Source organism: Ruegeria sp. BJ6, assembly GCF_056537885.1.
The window spans coordinates 401,771-420,415 of sequence record NZ_JBQFSG010000002.1 but is presented as its reverse complement, the minus strand read 5'-3'; the positions used below and the strand labels follow the sequence as shown (position 1 = coordinate 420,415).

The window sequence follows — 18,645 nt, the reverse complement described above, 5'->3', positions numbered from 1 at the left end:
ATCATGTCGATGATCCGGTTTGCGTTCATTTCAGCCTCCAGGTTGCTCACAATCATATGGACGATGGAAAAGGAAATAATAAGGCGTCACCGATCACTCTTCTTCAAAAAGTTCCGATTGATCATCACTGTCTTCGCCTTCGTCACGCCCCTCGGCCAATGGCATCGCGCCCGGCGGTGGGCGGTTTTCCAGCAGACCAGCTGCGCGCAGTTCCTTGAGCCCCGGCAAGTCGCGCGCGCTTTCCAGACCGAAATGATCCAGAAACTGTGGTGTCACGACAAAGGTCACCGGGCGGCCCGGCGTCATGCGGCGGCGGCCAAGGCGTATCCACTCCATTTCCAACAACTGGTCGATTGTGCCGCGCGAAACCGAAACACCGCGGATTTCCTCGATCTCGGCGCGCGTGCAGGGCTGATGGTAGGACACAATGGCCAACGTTTCGATGGCCGCACGGCTTAGCTTGCGGGTTTCGACGGTTTCCTTCTGCATCAGAAACCCCAGATCAGGGGCGGTCCGAATGGCCCAAGCCTCACCGACCTGAACAACGCGAACGCCGCGCCCCTCGTACCGTTTCCTTAGCAATTCAAGCGCTTGCCCGGCATCGCTGCCATGCGGCATACGCGCTTCGAGGTCGGCAACACTCACGGGTTCTGCACTGGCAAACAGGACTGCCTCGACCATTCGTTCCTGTTCGGCCAGAGGTGGCGCCTCGAACAGAGTGCCGGTGCCGTCGTCTTGGGTGGCGTCAGTCACGTTTTTCGGTCCTCTTGCGCAAATGGATCGGCGCAAAGGTATCGCTCTGCCTGATCTCCATGTGTCCCTCTTTTACCAGTTCCAGCGAGGCGGCAAAAGTTGCAGCCGTGGCCGAGCGCCGCCGCATGGGGTCGGCATGCCAGCCATCCGGAAGATAGCTTTCCATGTCGGTCCACGTCCCGGCAAACCCGATCAGCGGCCGCATCCGGTCCAGTGCCTGCTCCATCGTGAACACCGAGTCGCGGTCCATCACAAAGGGGCGGAATTCGTCACGTGTGCGGATGCGCGCATAGCCCTGCATAAGATCCAGCAGCGTGGCCGAATAGGTAACGGTTCTGATGCGGGTGACATCCTCGGCCTGTCCCCGTTTGAAGAAATCACGCCCCAACTGGTCACGCGCCATCAACCGTGCAGCGGCATCACGCATCGCCTGCAGACGCTCAAGCTGAAACGCCAGGTGCGCGGCCAGTTCTTCACCTGTTGGTCCTTCTTCATCGGGATCAGGCGGTAGCAACAAACGGGATTTCAGGAATGCCAGCCAGGCCGCCATCACCAGATAGTCGGCGGCCAGTTCGATCCGCAACGCCCGCGCCTTTTCAACAAAAGCCAGATATTGCTGGGCCAAAGCCAGAACCGAGATTTTGCGTAGATCGACCTTTTGTGTCCGGGACAAAGTCAACAGAACATCAAGTGGACCTTCAAAACCATCCACATCGACAATCAGCGCCTCAGCCGCAAGGCGATCAGCGACCGAAATGGGATCTTCGCTGAAAAGGTTATCCGTCATACACCTGCCCGCCCATCAGGCGGGATAGTTCCGCTTCGGCGGCGTTGATGTCAAGTTCCTGCGGCGCTTTCCGCATGGCCAGTGCACGCTCGGCACGTTGTTGTGCAACGTCTGTCATCTCACCGGCAACCTCCAGGACCTCTTTTCGATCAGCAAATGAGCCGTTGCAATGCAGAGCCACATCGCAACCGGCATCCAGTGCTTTCCGTGAAAGTTCGCTGGCTGTGCCGCTCAACGCTTTCATTGAAATGTCATCGGTCATGATCAAACCATCAAAGCCGATGTTTTCCCGGATCACTGTCATCATCACGGCCGAGATTGTCGCGGGCAAACTGTCAATCTGATCAAAGACCAAATGCGCACTCATCCCCATCGGCAGGTCGTTCAGCGCACGGAAAGCTGCAAAATCGCTTTGCTCCAGCTCGGACAGAGGCAAATCAACATGCGGAAGGTCAAAATGTGTATCAAGCGTCGAACGTCCATGTCCCGGCATATGCTTTATTACCGGCAACACGCCGCCATCCAGAAGCCCCTGTGCCACGGACCGGCCAACCCGTCCAACCGTCTCGGTGTCGCGGCCATAACAACGGTTGAGGAGGAACGGATGCGTTCCCTCTTGAGCGACATCAACCATTGGCGCGCAATTGCTGTCGATCCCCAAAGCATGCAGCTCATGCGCAATCAGCCGATAGCGCAGGTACATGGATCGTTCGGCGTTCTCCCACGCCCGATCCACATGATCCAGCGGAGGCAGCCAGTTCCGGGCAAGCGGCGCACGCAGACGCTGCACGCGCCCGCCTTCCTGATCGATGGTGATCGGGCAATCGCGCCCGACGGCCTCGCGGAAGTCATCACATAAAGCGCTCACCTGATCCGCGGATTCAACATTGCGCGCAAAAAGAATGAACCCGAACGGGTTCATATCGCGAAACAGCGCCTTTTCCTCGGATGTCAGCCGCAATCCTGCTGCGTCAGTGATGACCGCGCCGAACTTCACCGGACAGTTACCGGGATGCAATCAGCCCCGCGCGCCACCAGAGCGGCACAAAACTGGCGCGAGTCGCTCAGGTCTTCGAACCCAAGGGCGCGCAGGCGAAAAAACGTACGTCCGCCGCTTGAGGTTTTTTGGATAACCCTTTGCTTACCATCCAGATATTCGCCAAACTGACCATTGATCCGGCTCCATTCAGCCTGAGCAACTTCGGCACTTTCAAAGGCGCCAAGCTGCGCCAGCCTTGTCCCAACAGGCAGTGTATCCGGATCGACATCAAGTCCGGCAGCAGCTTTCACCGCCGCATTGATTGCATCTTCGGAAACCTTGACCGGCGTTGCACGAGCGGGCCGATCAATTGGGCGCAGCGAACGCCGGACACCGGGTGCCTCAAGCAAGGCCGGGTCAGGCAATTGCGCCATCAGGTCGGCGGGATCGATCGCCGGTTCTTCTTCGGGCGTGGTAAGTGAGGCCAGTTGCACGCCTTCAGCCTGTTCACCCCTGTCCGCAATGCTCTCACCCGCCAACTCTGCAACCAGCGCATCAACCGCATTTTGCCGTAAATCCGCTGCTTCCTGGTTCGAGATTTCTTCTTCGACCACGTGCACAGCCTTTGTGGGCTTCAGCGCGGACATCGGCGTGTCTTCGTCGGTCAGTGACACGGGCTTTGGCGCCAGAATCAGGCGATCGGCTGGCGGTGCAGCAGTGCCCTTGGCGGCAACGGCGTTTACGGCCAGTCCCTGATGGTCGGCGGGCGTTCCACCGGGACTTTCCGGTTGAATACGCATCGGCCCTTCTACGGCCCGCACCACCGGCACTCCGCTGACATCGCGCATCACCAGTTTAAAACCCCAGACGCCGATACCGGCGACCAATGCAAGCGAAGCCGCCGCACCCAGAACATTGACTATTCGACCGAATCCGCCCGCACTGCGTGGCGGCAGGTCGTCATATCCTTCAGGATCGTTCTGAAACTCATAGGCATCCTGTGGATGCATCTGATTCTGGTAATGCGTATCCCCGGGGCCTGTGTGCCCCGAGTAATTATAACTCGCCATATCCGCCTCACTGCCCGATTGCGCCTAAACAATTGGCGCGCGGGTCATTTCTTGTCTGCCTCGGACCGGCGATTTGGCTGTCTTGTTAACGCAGCTCCTGCGCCGGAGTGACGCCAAGAATACCCAAGCCCGCGGAAATCACAACAGAAACGGACCGGGCCAATGCGATTTTCGACTGGCTTGTGGCAGCATCGCCATCCTGAATGAATCGCAGCGATGTTTCATCGTTGCCTTTGTTCCAAAGTGCGTGGAAATCTCCTGCCAATTCATAGAGGTAGAAGGCCACACGATGCGGTTCGTTGGTGCGGGCCGCTATCTCGACCAGACGGGGCCACTCGGCCAATTTCTTGGCTACGACCATCTCGGTTTCGTGGCTGATATTGCTCAAATCCACTTTGCCGAGGGTCTCGTCATCGGCCGCAATTCCCGCTTCCGCGGCCTTCCGCAAAACGCTCATGACACGCGCATGGGCGTATTGCACATAGAACACAGGGTTCTCGCGGCTTTGCTCAAGCACCTTGTCGAAGTCGAAGTCCAACGATGCGTCGTTCTTGCGGGTCAGCATAACAAAACGGGTCACATCTGGACCAACCTGATCGACCACGTCGCGCAGGGTGACAAAGTTCCCCGCCCGCTTGGACATTTTGAATGGCTCGCCGTTTTTCCAGAGCTTCACCAACTGCGTTAGCTTGATGTCCAGCGGCACCTTGCCATCTGAAAGCGCCGAGACCGCCGCCTTCATCCGTTTGACGTAACCGCCATGATCTGCACCAAACACATCAATCAGCTCGTCAAACCCACGGGTCACCTTGTCATAATGATAGGCAATATCGGGCGCGAAGTAAGTCCAGCTGCCGTCTGACTTCTTGACCGGGCGGTCCACGTCATCGCCATGCTCGGTCGATTTGAACAACGTCTGCTCGCGCGGTTCCCAATCTTCGGGCTTCTTACCCTTGGGCGGTTCCAGAACACCTTCGTAAATCAGACCTTTGTCGGTCAGTGACTGCAAGGCAGCCTCGATCCGTCCGGTGCCGTAGAGCGATTTCTCGGAAAAGAAAACGTCCATCTCAACGCCCAGCTCTTTCAGGTCGGCGCGGATCAGATCCATCATCGCATCGGTCGCAAAGTTCCGCAGATCTTCCAGCCACACACTTTCCGGCTGGTCTATCAAGCTATCGCCATACTTTTCCTTCAGCGCCTCACCGATCGGGATCAGGTAGTCACCGGGATAAAGCCCTTCGGCAATCTCGGGGCTCAGCCCGTTTGCTTCGCGGTACCGCTCATAAGCGGACCGGGCCAATACATCGACCTGCGCGCCACCGTCGTTGATGTAATATTCACGGGTCACATCGTATCCGGCATAGGCCAGCAGGCTTGCCAGTGCGTCGCCAAAAACCGCGCCCCGTGTATGCCCGACATGCAACGGGCCGGTGGGATTGGCCGAGACGTACTCCACATTGACCTTCCGCCCCTGCCCCATGGCCGAGCGACCAAAATCCGTGCCGTTTTCCAGAACGGTCGCCAGAACGCCCTGCCAGACCGAATTCGCAAGCCTCAGGTTCAGAAAGCCCGGCCCCGCCACCTCGGCGCTGGTCACCCGGGCATCGGCCGCCAGTTTCTCAGCCAGCACTTCGGCAATATCGCGTGGCTTCATTTTGGCCGGTTTCGCAAGAACCATCGCCGCGTTGGTCGCCATGTCACCATGGGCGGGGTCACGCGGCGGTTCGACCGCAACGTTATCAAAGCTCAGCCCTTCAGGCAGGGCCCCTTCGGCTTGCATTTGCCCCAGTGCATCCAGAACAAGGCTGCGGATCTCGGAAAACAGGTTCATCTTGGCGTCCTTTTGCTTGCCCGGCGGTTTATCACGCAAGACGGTAAGGTCAATGCAGCCCGTCAGTTTGGGGTTGGCTGGTCGCCTCTCCTGTGTAGGGTTGGGCGAACCACTGATACTCGGAGATATTGATGCGCCTCGCCCTACCCCTTTGCCTTGCCCTGCTCGCTCCTTTGTCTGTTTCTGCAGAAATCGCCTTGCCTAAGGGCCATGTGCTGATCACACTCGGCGGCGCGGTAACAGAGGCAAACCTACCCGCCAGGGATGTCGATGACGGCGGTCTTTTCAGCTTCCTCGAAGTTGACCACCCTGCCGCAGCCGGTTTCGATGCCGCCATGCTGGATGCTTTGCCACAGATGGAAATCACCATTCCTTACGGCCCCGAGGGAAAGGAGCGGACGACCACATTCTCCGGCCCTCATCTGGCCGTCGTTATGGAGATGGCGGGCGCTGCAGGTAAAACCGCCAGACCAATGGCCATGGACGGCTATCAGGCCGAGATTTCGTGGCAGGAAATATCGGACCACAATCCCATTCTGGCCACCCATGCAGATGGCAAACCGATGGGAATAGGCGCATATGGCCCGACCATGATCGTGTTCCCGCCAACTGATGACGATGAATTGCGACAGACTCAGTCCAGCCAGCAGGTCTGGGCGCTGGCCTATATCGGAATTGAATAGTCAGGCCCTTTTTTGGCCAACACCTGTCAATCGGGCATGATCCTGTAACGCAAACCGGTCAGTCATGCCCGAAACATAATCCGAAACGATCCGTGCAAGCGCAGTTTCGTCTGGCGCAGCTTCGATATCGGCGTGCCAATGCGCAGGCATTTGTTTTGGATCGCTCAGGTAGACCGGAAACAACTCCTCCACCACCTTTGCAACTTGCTCTCGGACCGCCATCACCGACGGTGCGCGGTACATTCGCGTAAACAAGAAAGAGCGGATTTCCTTCAGGCTGGCCCAAAGATCTGACGAAAACTGAATGACCGGGTAGCCAATTGCACGCACTTCCTCGACCGACTGTGCACCCGATTGACGCAACAAAGTGCGCGAAGTATCGATCACATCGGACACCATGACGCCAAAAACCCGCCGCAACGCCTCGTGCCTGCGACGGTAGGGGTCGATATCCGGATAGGCGCGGTCTACCTCTGCATAGCAATCACCGACAATGGGAAGTTGCGCGATCTCGTCATCCGTGAACAACCCAGCCCGCAATCCGTCGTGCAGATCGTGGTTGTTGTATGCGATATCGTCCGACAAAGCGGCCACCTGGGCCTCGGCACTCGCATGTGTGTGAAGCTCAAGATCGAACGCTTCATTGCATTCGGACAACGCCCAGGGCAGCTCTCCCACCACTGGACCGTTATGTTTGGCGATCCCTTCCAGAGTTTCCCATGTCAGGTTGCAACCATCGAATTCGGCATAATGCCGCTCCAACTTGGTCACGATGCGAATCGCCTGCGCGTTATGATCAAAGCCGCCATAGGGCTGCATCAACTCATGCAGCGCATCTTCTCCGGTATGACCAAATGGCGTGTGACCCAGATCGTGGGCCAACGCCACCGCCTCGGTCAGTTCGCCGTTCAATCCAAGCGCACCCGCGATCGTCCGCGCCACCTGCGCCACTTCGATCGAATGTGTCAGACGTGTGCGGTAACTGTCACCTTCATGTTCGACAAACACCTGCGTTTTGTGCTTGAGACGCCGGAACGCACTGGCATGGATTATCCGGTCGCGGTCGCGCTGAAAGCATGACCTGAAACTGCTTTCCTCCTCTGGCACCAGCCGCCCCCTCGCGCGGCCTGGGTCCGAGGCAAAACCCGCTCTTTCCAAAGGTCTTGTCCTTGTCGCCTGTCCTTGTCTTTTCTATATGGTATAATGCTTTGGAAAGAAACCATCGGAGTACGGCATGAACCTGCCTCCAAAAGTCACCGACCGCGCTTTTGACCGCCTTGCCGAAATAGGTGCATCGGATCAGGGTCAGGCCCTGCGTGTCGCTGTTGAGGGTGGCGGATGTTCCGGATTTCAATACGAAATCGCGCTGGACGCCCCGAAAGACGATGACCTCGTTCTTGAAGGAAAGGGCCAGAAAGTCGTTGTGGATTCGATTTCACTGCCTTTTCTGGAGAATGCGACGATAGACTTCACCGAAGAACTGATCGGTGCGCGTTTCGTGATTGAAAATCCGAATGCCACGTCGTCCTGCGGCTGCGGCACCTCATTTTCGATGTAACCTCGAACGGTGCCCTGCTTCTTGGGGGCTTTGCCCCTGCCGCGGTAAGCCGCGCCTCCCCCCAGAGTTATTTGCCAGATGAATAACGGATTCCCTGTTCATCTGGCCCCAAATACTCCGGAGCGCGAGGCAGAGCCTCGCATATCCTGAACTGCTGCTCTTGCTGCACGTTGGAATCTAGGCGATAGGTTCTCACAAGAAGATCGGAGGGCCGCGCATGAAAATCGCCACGTTCAACATCAACGGCATCAAGGCGCGAGCCGAGGCCCTGCCCCGTTGGCTGGATGACGCACAGCCCGATTTGGTGCTGCTGCAGGAAATCAAATCTGTAGACGACCTGTTCCCGCGCGAGATTTTCGAGGAACGTGGATACAATGTCGAAACCCATGGACAAAAGAGCTTTAACGGCGTTGCCATCCTGTCGAAGCTGCCGCTTGAAGACGTGACACGTGGTCTTCCCGGGGACGACAGTGACGAACAAGCGCGCTGGATCGAGGCGACTGTCGTCGGCAAAAAGGCCTTGCGCGTCTGTGGCCTCTATCTGCCCAACGGAAACCCGGTTCCCGGTCCGAAATACGACTATAAGCTGGCCTGGATGGAGCGTCTGTACGACCGCGCGCGTGCATTGTTGGCGACGGAAGAGCCTGCGCTCATGGCCGGAGACTATAATATCATTCCGCAGGCTGAAGATGCCAAAAGGCCAGATGCATGGCGGGAAGATGCGCTGTTTCGTCCGGAAAGCCGCGCGGCATTCCGGAAAATCCTCAACCTGGGTTTTACCGAAGCCTTTCGGGCGCAAACCCAGGGGTCAGGACATTATTCGTTCTGGGATTATCAGGCAGGTGCATGGAACAGGAATGACGGCATTCGCATCGACCATTTCCTGCTGTCGCCACAGGCCGCCGATCTGATGCGAGATTGCCGGATTGATGCCGACGTGCGCGGCCTGGAAAAGCCCTCGGATCACGTCCCGGTCTGGGTTGAGCTGGACGTTTAATCAGTTTTCGGCAGTTGCATCATAGCTGTAAATCCATTCGTATCGGCGGCCCAGCCTCGGCCCGATTGCCGTAAGCGCCATCTGCGCGGCAATCCGCATCGGTCCGCGTAAATGGAAATTGCGTGCATTGGCCGAAGCGGCGGCGACGACACGTCCCGCACGAGGGAGCCGGGACGCTTCGTAAGCACTCAGCGCGCTGGGAACATCCGGATCCGCAAAGGATCGCGCCAAAACCCATGCATCCTCAAGCGCCAGACAGGCCCCTTGCGCCATGTAAGGTAAGGTCGGGTGCGCCGCGTCCCCCAACAACGCAATCCGGCCGTTTTGCCATTTGCGCGCCACCGGGCGCAGGAACAGGGCCCAGAGATGTGTTTCGGTAACATCCTGCAGAACCTCCGCAGTCTTGCCGCCGAAATCCGCAAACCGCGCGCGCAGATCATTAGGATCGCCCTTCAGACGCCACCCCTCTTGCTGCCAGTCCGAGCGTTCTTCGATCGCGACGATGTTCAGAAGGCTTTGGTCGCGCAGCGGATAGGTCACGACATGCCGCCCCGGCCCCATTGTCAAATGCGCCTTCGGCTCGTCGGATTTGCGGGTCCAGGGAATTGTTGCCCGCCAGGCGACCTGATGGGTGAAGCCAAGGAGTTCTTCACCGTTCAACTGTGGACGCGTGTTGCTGCGCCCGCCATCTGCCGCGACAACACAATCTGCAATCAAGGTTTCGCCATTGCTCAGATCAACAACCGCGCAATCGGCTTGGTCCGCTACTGATTGCACCTGCGCGCCCAGACGAATGTCGACGCCTTGCCGTATGGCAGCCTTGTGCAACAGATCGATCAGGTCTGCCCTGTGGTAATAGTAGGTTGGCCCCGCGGCGGGCTCGGAAATACGGCTGATGAACCGTCCGTTTCTGTAGTCTCGTAAAATGGTGCCGTATGACCTTTGCCCCGCTTCGGGCACATCACCGACCACGCCAAGCGCACGTAAAACGGATATCCCGTTGGCGCTGATTTGCAATCCGGCGCCAACCTCGGTGATTTCCGGCGCCTGTTCCAGCAGTGTGACCTGCGCCCCCTTCAGGCGCAGCGCCAATGCCGCCGCCAAACCACCGATACCCGCGCCAATTACGCAGAACTTCAGACCGTCGATATTCATGGGAACGGCTTAACGTAAAAACGCCAGGACAACAGGCCCGGCGTTTCCAATTTCTTCATTTGATCCAGCGATCAATCGTCGCGGTGAACCTTTTCGCGGCGTTCGTGACGTTCCTGCGCCTCAAGCGTCATGGTCGCGATCGGGCGGGCGTCCAAACGTCTCAGCGAAATCGGATCACCCGTCATTTCGCAATACCCGTACTCGCCCTCGTCGATCCGACGCAGCGCCGAGTCGATCTTGGCTACCAGTTTGCGCTGACGATCCCGCGTACGCAATTCAAGCGCCCGGTCGGTTTCCTCGCTCGCGCGGTCGGCGACATCGGGAATGTTGCGGGTATTGTCCTGAAGCCCTTCGATCGTATCGCGGCTTCCCGCCAAAAGTTCATTTTTCCAATCAATCAGCTTGCGGCGGAAATACTCAAGCTGTCGTTCATTCATGAAAGGTTCATCTTCGGCCGGGCGATAATCCTCCGGCAGAAAAACTTCCTGCTTCATATTTGCTCCCTCGGTATGGCCTGAAACGTCGGTCGCACTTGTTTCACCTGACATTCGGCACCCCCTTCTGCGGAGCGTTTATCCGACGGGACCGGGAATGTCACTACACAAACGTAGCCCCGCCAGATCAAAGCTCTAACTAGTCTAAATAAGAGACTTTATTCAGCAAAACCTTGTTTTTCTGTGAAATTCACCGGGCCATTTTAAGGCAGTGCGCAACCAATAGAAGAGTGCCACAGACGCGAATCATGCCAAGCCGGTTGTTGTCATTGAATAATTTCAAAATCGGACGACGCAGCGGCTTACTTGCCATTTATTTGCCCCATATGTAACCCGTCTGCACAGCTTCAACGACAACACCATGGCCCGAGACTCATATGACCGCACGTTTTCAAGGTACCGCCGAATATGTCGCAACAGACGACCTGACCATTGCAGTGAATGCGGCAGTAACGCTGGAACGGCCACTGCTGGTCAAGGGTGAGCCCGGCACAGGTAAAACCGAGCTTGCCAAACAGGTAGCCGGTGCACTGGGCCTGACCATGATCGAGTGGAACATCAAATCCACGACCCGCGCGCAGCAGGGTCTGTATGAATATGATGCCGTCAGCCGCCTGCGCGATAGCCAGCTGGGCGACGAGCGCGTGCACGACGTGTCGAACTACATCCGGAAGGGCAAGCTGTGGCAGGCGTTTGAAGCGGACGAAAAGGTCGTTCTGCTGATTGACGAGATCGACAAGGCCGATATCGAGTTTCCCAACGACCTGCTGCAGGAACTCGACAAGATGGAGTTCCACGTCTACGAAACCGGCGAAACGATCCGTGCCAAACACCGCCCCATCGTTATCATTACTTCGAACAACGAAAAGGAACTGCCGGACGCATTCCTGCGCCGCTGTTTTTTCCACTACATCCGCTTCCCGGATGAGGCGACGATGCGCAGAATCGTTGACGTCCACCACCCGGGCATCAAGGAAGCACTGCTGACGACCGCCCTGACCCAGTTCTATGAAATCCGCGAAACCTCGGGGCTGAAAAAGAAACCGTCCACATCCGAAGTCCTGGATTGGCTCAAGCTTCTTCTTGCAGAAGACCTGACGGCCGAGGACCTCAAGCGGGACGGTGCATCCGCATTGCCGAAACTGCATGGGGCATTATTGAAGAACGAACAGGATGTGCATCTGTTCGAAAGACTTGCCTTCATGGCACGCGGCAAACGCTGAGGTGACACAAGCGGTCTTCAGTTACGGACGGCTCGCGGCTTGCTTTGATCAGGTCTGAGTGTAACCATGTGGGCAATGTTCGATTGCCCGCCAACCCGCATGTACGATTGCCGCAACAGGAGATAGTCAGTTGAATGACAAGGTTGTCATCCGGGGTTTGCGCCCAGAGGACAGGCCCGAATGGGCCGAGATGTGGCGCGACTATCTGGCGTTTTATGAAACCTCCGTCACGGATGAGGTTTATGACACCCTCTTTGACCGTCTGTTGAGCGACGATCCGCAGAATTTTTCGTGCTTCGTGGCCGAACTGGATGGCAAACTGATCGGGCTGACGCACTACTTGTTTCATCGTCACGCGTGGAAAGTTGAAAACGTCTGTTATCTGCAGGACCTTTTTGCCCGCCCCGAAGCGCGCGGAACAAGCGTTGGCCGCGCACTAATCGAGGCGGTCTATGCCGAGGCTGATCGCATGGGCGCACCGGGTGTTTATTGGCTGACGCAGGATTTCAATCATACGGCGCGTAAGCTTTATGATCGCATCGGAAAGTTGACGCCTTTCATCAGGTACAACAGGCCATGATCAGAATAGGCGCGCTGATACTCGCATTTGCATTGGCTGGCTGCACTACCGTGGAAACGGTCGAAGTGCCGACGCGCGCGCAGTTTTCTGAAACTGCGCTGCCACCGATGAAAACCTTCACCACCGCCCGGCCCTCGCCGCCGGTTCGGTCGAATGCCAATATCGCTGCGGATTTCCTGTCGCTGCATTTCGAACTGGAAAGCGGCCGCGAGTTGCAGGTGTTCACCCGGTTCGAAATGCCGATCACCGTACGGCTGACCGGCACACCGCCGCCCACGATGCAGGCGGACCTGAGCCGGTTGCTGTCAAGGCTGAGGCGCGAGGCTGGTATCGACATTCAGCAGGTTTCGACCGACAACGCAAACATTACCATCGAGGCGGTCAGCCGCGATCAGATTCGTCGCACGCTGCCGCAGGCCGCTTGTTTTGTGGTTCCCAATGCCTCGAGTCTGGCCGAGTACCGTCGAGACCGACGCAAAGGCAAAAGCAACTGGTCGCTTTTGCGCAGCCGTGAACGGTTGGGAATTTTCATTCCCTATGACGTAAGCCCACAGGAAATCCGGGATTGTCTGCACGAGGAACTGGCACAGGCGCTGGGGCCGCTCAACGATCTGTATCGTCTGCCGGATTCGGTGTTCAACGATGATAACGTGCACACCGTTCTGACCGGGTTCGACATGCTGATCTTGCGGGCAACCTACTCACCAGAGCTTCGAAACGGCATGACGCGGCCACAGGTGGCTGCCGCGATTCCCGGCATTCTCAGCCGATACAATCCGCGGGGCAATGCGATCGCAGCGCAGCCTGTTTCCGAGACTCCTCGCAATTGGATTGATGCCATCCAGAGATCGTTGGGGCCAAACGCGGACGTGGCTCAGCGCCAACGGGCTGTCCAAAAGGCCGCCCGCATCGGAGAAGGCCAAGGATGGACGGACCAACGCCGTGCCTTCCCCCATTATCTTATCGGTCGCATGACGCAGTTTGAGGATCCGGAAGAAGCTCAGAAGCATTTCGGCACTGCCCTGCACTATCTGTCCCGCACACCCGGAACCGAGTTGCATCGTGCCTATGTCACCACGCAAACCGCAGCCTACGCCGTTGCGCGCGGTGACGGGGCCTCGGCGCTCAGACAGATCAACCCTGCCATTGACGCGATGACCCGCGCAGAAAATGCGGCCATGCTGTCCACTTTGATGCTGCTCAAGGCCGAGGCGCTGGAGCTGACCGGACGCCCCGAACAGGCACGTTCGGTCAGGCTGGACAGTATCGGATGGGCGCGCTACGGGTTCGGATCGGACTGGGCGGTTCGATCGGTAATGCAGGACATTGCCTTGCTGAACCCCCGCAACAGAACAGGCGGATGACGTAGGAATGATAGTTGTGGCGATGGCTCTGCTGGGCGCAATTTTGGGCGGATTGACTGCGCGTAAAAGAAAGGGCTCGGGCGCCGATATCGCTCAGTACGCGGTGGTATATGCAATCGCGTTCGGGTTGCTTGGCATGATCGCGACGTTGTTGCTGCACAGAACGATGGTGTGACGTCATGTTTCTACCCTTCTACGAAAACCTCAGAAAATCAGGCATTCCGGTTTCGCTGCGCGAATACCTGACCTTTCTGGAAGGGATGAAGAAGGGGCTGGCCACCTATGACGTCGAAGCGTTCTATTACCTCGCCCGCGTCTCGATGGTGAAGGACGAACGCAACATCGACAAGTTTGACCGCGCCTTTGCCGCCAGTTTCAAAGGTCTGGAAGAGATCAGTTTCGAACAGGTTCTCGAAGCCGTGGATATCCCTGCCGACTGGTTGGCGAAAATGGCGGAAAAACACCTGTCGGATGAGGAAAAAGCCGAGATCGAGGCGCTTGGCGGCTTTGAAAAACTGATGGAGACATTGCGCGAACGCTTGCAAGAGCAGCAAGGCCGCCATCAGGGTGGAAACAAGTGGATCGGAACCGCCGGGACCTCGCCCTTCGGCGCATACGGATATAACCCTGAGGGCGTGCGGATCGGGCAAAAGGAAAGCCGCCACCAGCGCGCTACCAAAGTCTGGGACAAGCGCGAATTCAAGAATCTGGATGACACGGTCGAACTGGGCACCCGAAACATCAAGGTGGCGCTGAAGCGTCTGCGCCGTTGGGCGCGCGAAGGTGCGGCAGAAGAACTGGATTTGGACGGCACGATCCGCGCAACTGCCGAACATGGCTATCTGGACGTCAAGACACGACCCGAACGCCATAACGCTGTGAAAGTATTGCTGTTTCTGGACGTCGGCGGGTCGATGGATCCGCATATCAAGGTTGTCGAGGAGCTGTTTTCGGCAGCACGCGCCGAATTCAAACATCTGGAATACTACTACTTCCACAACTGCCTGTACGAAGGCGTCTGGCGCGACAACCTGCGACGGTGGGACCAGCAAACGCCGACTCACGAAGTGCTGCGCACCTACGGCCCCGACTACAAATGTATCTTCGTGGGCGACGCGTCGATGAGCCCTTATGAGATCGCCTATCCCGGCGGGGCAAACGAGCACTGGAACCAGGAGGCCGGTCAGGTCTGGTTGCAGCGCGCGCGCGAGCAGTGGTCGTCGAACTTGTGGATCAATCCGGTGCCGGAAAAATACTGGGATTACACGCACTCGATCGGCATGATCCGCGAAATATTCGAGAACCGCATGGTTCCCATGACGCTGGCGGGTTTGGAACAAGGCATGCGAGAGCTTACGCGCTGAAAAAATTCACTTTGGTGATCCGTTACATGATGCAATAGTGAATTCGAATATTTGCAATAAATTTCGGAGTCACCCTCATGCTACGCACGGTATCCTTTGTTGCGCTTACTGCTTCCCTTGCCTCTCCTGCACTTGCACAGTTTGTCCCGTCCAGTGAATCCCTGAGCGGCCTGTACCCCGGCAAGGCGTATTCGCCCTACGCTCAACGCGCGTTTCCCAGTCAGGTTTTCTGGGGCGATACTCATTTGCACACCGGATACTCCATGGACGCAGGGCTGTTCGGCAATACGACAGGCCCGGATATCGCGTATAAATTCGCGCGCGGCGAAGAAGTGACATCGGCCACAGGTCAACCGGTCAAGCTGGCCCGCCCGCTGGACTGGCTTGTCCTGACCGAGCATTCCGATGGTATGGGCATGATCTTCGACCTCAAGGATGGTGCGCCCAACATCCTGAAATCCGAACAGGGCAAGCGCTGGAGCGAGGCGATCAATCAAGGGGGCGACGCGTCGGCCGAGGCGGCATTGGACCTGATCACGAATTTCTCGCAAGGCACGATGGACCCCGACCTGATTAAGGACTATTCGCCGGGTTCGCCTATTTACGGTTCGGTTTGGGAGGATCTGGTCGATGCCGCCGAGACCTTCAACGAGCCGGGGCGCTTTACCGCGTTTATCGGTTACGAATGGACCTCGCTGGAAAAAGGCAACAACCTGCACCGCAACGTGATTTTCCGTGACAACGCCGATCGCGCCTTGCAGGTTCAGCCGATGGTCACGCAGCCGCCTGTCGGCAGCAACGATCCGATGAAGCTGTACGAGTGGATGCAGAACTACGAGGACACCACCGGCGGTCAGGTGTTTGCACTGGCCCATAACGGTAATCTTTCCAACGGGGTCATGTTTCCGACCCAGACCCGCTTTACCGGCGACCCGGTCGACGAAGACTATGTAATGGCCCGGGCAGAGTGGGAACCGCTGTACGAAATCACCCAGATCAAGGGTGATGGCGAGGCACACCCCCTGCTTTCCCCGGATGACGAATTTGCCGATTACGAGAGCTGGGACGCCGGAAACCTTGATCTTACAGCCGCCAAAACGGACGACATGCTCAAGGGCGAGTACGCCCGCGAGGCGCTGAAGCAAGGTATGCTGCTGGAACAGAAGTTTGGCGTAAACCCGTATAAATTCGGGTTTTCCGGTGCCACGGACAGTCACACGTCGCTGGCCACTGCTGACAGCGACAACTATTTTGGCAAGGCCTCGAATGCAGAGCCTTCTCAAACCCGTGCAACCCATCCCTTTACAAAAACCGATCAGGGCGAGTTTCCCGGATGGGCGTTGGTTGCATCAGGATACACAGGTGTGTGGGCCAAGGAAAACACGCGCGAGGCCCTGTGGGACGCCATGGTGCGGCGCGAGGTTTACGCAACAACCGGCCCACGTATTGCCGTGCGATTTTTCGGCGGCTGGGAGTTTGACGAAAACGATCTGAGATCCCGCCAGCCTGCATTCGTGGGTTATGAAAAAGGTGTGCCGATGGGTGGTGATCTTGGTGGCGCTGCGTCAGACGCACCCACGTTCATGGTCTATGCTCTGCGCGATCCGATTGGCGCCAATCTGGACCGCATCCAGATCGTGAAAGGTTGGGTCGATGGCGATGGCAACCTGCAGGAAAAGGTCTTCGATGTCGCGTGGTCAGACGCACGCGAACCGGATGCTGACGGCAAGATACCAGCAGTTGGCAATACTGTAGACCTGGACGCTGCCAACTATACGAACACAATCGGCGCATCCGAGCTGGCCGCTGTCTGGAGCGACCCTGCCTTTGATGCCAACCAGCAGGCCTTTTATTACGCACGGGTTCTGGAGATTCCGACACCACGCTGGGTTCTCTATGACAAGCTGCGCTTGGGTGCTGAAATCCCCGAAGGTGCTACCCTGACCGGACAGGAGCGCGCCTATACTTCACCGATATGGTACGCGCCTGAAGGCTAAGCCCTCAGGCCTTTGTTCCATCACTGGTCGATTCTCAGGCTCTCGATCAGTGATGGAACCGCCCCACTGGTCTCGGGCAGAACGATGTCGGCCAATATCAGTCTTTTGGCTGATGGCTCTCCACGGCGACCCGAGAACACAACGATGCGATGCGGGCGGAACGTCGTATTGAGCTGCAGATAATCAACAGACTGAGGCATGTGACTGCCCGAGGTCATGTCCGCCTCAAGCCGAAGCTCCAACTGGTGATACTGCGCCGCCGCCTGCTGAATCGCATTGGCCTGTTCCTGAGACATAGGTATTTCCGTCACTTGCGGGAAAAACCCGGCCTCGGCGCTAAACCCCATATCCATGGTCTGAAACTGCCCGTGTTGAGGGTAATAGTTCTGTATCGGCAGGACCTTTCGGACAGGATCATAGGTTCCGAAACTGGCGTTACCCCCAAACTTCAGCCGTGTCGGCCCTTTAACTTCACCGAATTCAGCCAGCACCTGAGCCGCAGGTTTTGGAGGATGATGCCCACTGCGCTCGTAAGCCAATGCCATCGCAACCGCGGCTGCGTCGCTGTCATTCAGGGTACCGATTGCGCGCACGAAATCCTCGCCTCCGGAAATCGGGCTCTGCAAGTAGTCGAACGCCAGATCAGCCTCGGCCTGAAGATCCGCCAGAACCGGAGTGTAGTCGAACAGTATCTGCGTTAACCCCTGATCAGCAAAAAGCGCGATCTGCTTCACCTTGGGCCGCCCGTTCATCTTTCCCTGATTGGAATGATGTGTGACCGATGGCGGAACACCCGGATCAATCTCGGCAAAAACGGCAAGATACAACCTGTTGTCGTTTCGCTGCCTCAGGTAATTATCCAGTTGTCTGGCCTGTTCGACACTGGCCGCAAGACTGGTAGGAAGCACGATCGAGTCAAATGCATTTGTGATCTGAACGTTTTTCCATCGGGGCGATGGATGTTGCCGCACCCTTTCCGAATCCAGCGGAAAGGAGCTTGTGCTGAAGTCATATTCACCAAGCTGGATCGGAACGGAATGATACACGTTGATGGGCCCGGTCTGGCGGCGCCCTTCTAATCCGGGCGCAAGCTGTGTGCGGATTCTATTGGCAAGGTCCCTACGTTCGAATACCGACCACTGATTCATGTGTTTACCGGCCAGTGGTCCCTTGAGTTGCTGCATTTCCACCGGCGTCAGCAACTGTTCGACAAGCTCTAGCGCGATGGCATCGTCCTGCAGCAGTTCCGGACGTTCGGCAAACGCGCGCGCCGCAAGTACCCGCGGCCAGAGTTCGCGATTGTCCAATGGCAGGTACCCGCGCACGGTAGCAACCGGCCCGAAAATCTGCATGAACTGTTCAATCGGTATGCCGGGTTTGATTTCGGGCTTTGGCGGTGCCGGAGGAGCCGGCGTTGGCGCCGGGTTTTTCGCGGCTACCTGATCCTGTGAAACCTCTTCTTCCTTCGCGGGTTCTTTTGGCGGTTCCGATGGTGCATCCAGCATCCACTCGTTGTCGCGCTGAATTTCAAAAGAAAAGCGAATACCCCGTTCTTCGCCGGAAACCATAAGGCTATCAACGTCAGGGCAGCTTTGTGCCAACCCCTTTGCCATTCGAGAAACGATGGAGTTCACGGCCGAACGTTCGCTGGAAAACAGCGCCCCTCCGGCGCCTTCTAGCGTGAATTCGGGTGGGTTTTCGCAGGACACAGAGGACGGTGCAGAAATCGTCATCCCTCCTTCGGAAATTTCAATACGCTCCTGTGCAGAAGTGCTGAAAGCGGTACTGGTAAGTACAAAAACCGAAGCTG

18 protein-coding genes are annotated in these 18,645 nt (G+C 57.4%); 9 read left to right on the top strand and 9 right to left on the bottom strand.

The genetic code is table 11. From position 1 onward, the window contains the following. Nucleotides 1–93 precede the first annotated feature (93 nt). From scpB to argS, 5 genes are all read right to left on the bottom strand, one after another. Nucleotides 94–753 (bottom strand): SMC-Scp complex subunit ScpB, encoded by a 660-nt coding sequence (gene scpB, locus ACR0D6_RS07345; protein WP_480449822.1) that lies wholly within the window; start codon nucleotides 751–753, stop codon nucleotides 94–96. Further along, a complete protein-coding gene (locus ACR0D6_RS07340) occupies nucleotides 746–1,540 on the bottom strand; it encodes a segregation and condensation protein A (protein ID WP_170652088.1) in 795 nt (264 codons plus the stop codon). The genes scpB and ACR0D6_RS07340 overlap by 8 nt, the downstream gene beginning before the upstream one ends. Beyond that, the gene (gene nagZ, locus ACR0D6_RS07335; protein ID WP_480765015.1) at nucleotides 1,530–2,537 is read right to left on the bottom strand and encodes a beta-N-acetylhexosaminidase; all 1,008 of its coding nucleotides are present in this window, start codon (nucleotides 2,535–2,537) and stop codon (nucleotides 1,530–1,532) included. The genes ACR0D6_RS07340 and nagZ overlap by 11 nt, the downstream gene beginning before the upstream one ends. Continuing rightward, a complete protein-coding gene (locus tag ACR0D6_RS07330; RefSeq protein ID WP_480765014.1) occupies nucleotides 2,534–3,589 on the bottom strand; it encodes an SPOR domain-containing protein in 1,056 nt (351 codons plus the stop codon). The genes nagZ and ACR0D6_RS07330 overlap by 4 nt, the downstream gene beginning before the upstream one ends. Nucleotides 3,590–3,674: 85 nt before the next feature. Further along, nucleotides 3,675–5,420, bottom strand: coding sequence for an arginine--tRNA ligase (gene argS / locus ACR0D6_RS07325; protein ID WP_170652609.1), 1,746 nt, complete (start codon nucleotides 5,418–5,420; stop codon nucleotides 3,675–3,677). 131 nt (nucleotides 5,421–5,551) lie between these two features. Between argS and ACR0D6_RS07320 the strand changes: the two genes are divergently transcribed. Continuing rightward, complete coding sequence (locus tag ACR0D6_RS07320) at nucleotides 5,552–6,103, top strand: putative pterin-binding protein (protein WP_480765013.1); 552 nt, start codon at nucleotides 5,552–5,554, stop codon at nucleotides 6,101–6,103. Here ACR0D6_RS07320 and ACR0D6_RS07315 read toward each other — a convergent pair whose 3' ends face one another. Then, a complete protein-coding gene (locus tag ACR0D6_RS07315) occupies nucleotides 6,104–7,261 on the bottom strand; it encodes a deoxyguanosinetriphosphate triphosphohydrolase (protein ID WP_480449827.1) in 1,158 nt (385 codons plus the stop codon). A gap of 76 nt (nucleotides 7,262–7,337) precedes the next feature. Here ACR0D6_RS07315 and ACR0D6_RS07310 point away from each other — a divergent pair, with 76 nt between their 5' ends. Then, complete coding sequence (locus tag ACR0D6_RS07310) at nucleotides 7,338–7,661, top strand: HesB/IscA family protein (protein WP_170652078.1); 324 nt, start codon at nucleotides 7,338–7,340, stop codon at nucleotides 7,659–7,661. Nucleotides 7,662–7,878: 217 nt separating this feature from the next. Beyond that, the gene (gene xth, locus ACR0D6_RS07305; protein WP_480449828.1) at nucleotides 7,879–8,658 is read left to right on the top strand and encodes an exodeoxyribonuclease III; all 780 of its coding nucleotides are present in this window, start codon (nucleotides 7,879–7,881) and stop codon (nucleotides 8,656–8,658) included. Here xth and ACR0D6_RS07300 read toward each other — a convergent pair whose 3' ends face one another. Both ACR0D6_RS07300 and dksA read right to left on the bottom strand, forming a co-directional pair. Then, complete coding sequence (locus ACR0D6_RS07300) at nucleotides 8,659–9,813, bottom strand: FAD-dependent monooxygenase (protein ID WP_480765012.1); 1,155 nt, start codon at nucleotides 9,811–9,813, stop codon at nucleotides 8,659–8,661. It abuts the gene before it with no gap. 71 nt (nucleotides 9,814–9,884) lie between these two features. Further along, a complete protein-coding gene (dksA, locus tag ACR0D6_RS07295; RefSeq protein ID WP_170652072.1) occupies nucleotides 9,885–10,307 on the bottom strand; it encodes an RNA polymerase-binding protein DksA in 423 nt (140 codons plus the stop codon). Between the two features lie 377 nt (nucleotides 10,308–10,684). On the opposite strand from dksA, the gene ACR0D6_RS07290 reads away from it, so the two are divergent. The 6 genes from ACR0D6_RS07290 (at nucleotide 10,685) to ACR0D6_RS07265 (ending at nucleotide 16,835) form a co-directional block, all read left to right on the top strand. Further along, nucleotides 10,685–11,530: an AAA family ATPase gene (locus ACR0D6_RS07290; RefSeq protein WP_170652070.1), complete on the top strand. Its 846-nt coding sequence runs from the start codon at nucleotides 10,685–10,687 to the stop codon at nucleotides 11,528–11,530. Nucleotides 11,531–11,660: 130 nt separating this feature from the next. Then, nucleotides 11,661–12,110 carry an N-acetyltransferase family protein gene (locus tag ACR0D6_RS07285; protein ID WP_480765011.1) on the top strand — a complete coding sequence of 150 codons (450 nt, stop codon included), beginning with the start codon at nucleotides 11,661–11,663 and terminating at the stop codon, nucleotides 12,108–12,110. After that, nucleotides 12,107–13,474, top strand: a complete 1,368-nt coding sequence (locus ACR0D6_RS07280) for a DUF2927 domain-containing protein (RefSeq protein WP_480765010.1) — start codon at nucleotides 12,107–12,109, stop codon at nucleotides 13,472–13,474. Before ACR0D6_RS07285 ends, ACR0D6_RS07280 begins: the two co-directional genes overlap by 4 nt. A gap of 7 nt (nucleotides 13,475–13,481) precedes the next feature. Next, entirely contained in the window at nucleotides 13,482–13,649 is a 168-nt protein-coding gene (locus ACR0D6_RS07275; RefSeq protein WP_170652067.1) for an apolipoprotein acyltransferase, read from the top strand. A gap of 4 nt (nucleotides 13,650–13,653) precedes the next feature. After that, nucleotides 13,654–14,838: a vWA domain-containing protein gene (locus ACR0D6_RS07270; protein ID WP_480765009.1), complete on the top strand. Its 1,185-nt coding sequence runs from the start codon at nucleotides 13,654–13,656 to the stop codon at nucleotides 14,836–14,838. Between the two features lie 77 nt (nucleotides 14,839–14,915). Then, nucleotides 14,916–16,835, top strand: a complete 1,920-nt coding sequence (locus ACR0D6_RS07265; RefSeq protein WP_480765008.1) for a DUF3604 domain-containing protein — start codon at nucleotides 14,916–14,918, stop codon at nucleotides 16,833–16,835. Nucleotides 16,836–16,855: 20 nt separating this feature from the next. Here the strand turns inward: ACR0D6_RS07265 and ACR0D6_RS07260 are convergent, their stop codons facing one another. Continuing rightward, on the bottom strand, nucleotides 16,856–18,568 hold the full coding sequence (locus tag ACR0D6_RS07260) for a hypothetical protein (RefSeq protein ID WP_480765007.1): 1,713 nt from the start codon (nucleotides 18,566–18,568) through the stop codon (nucleotides 16,856–16,858). Nucleotides 18,569–18,645 lie beyond the last annotated feature (77 nt).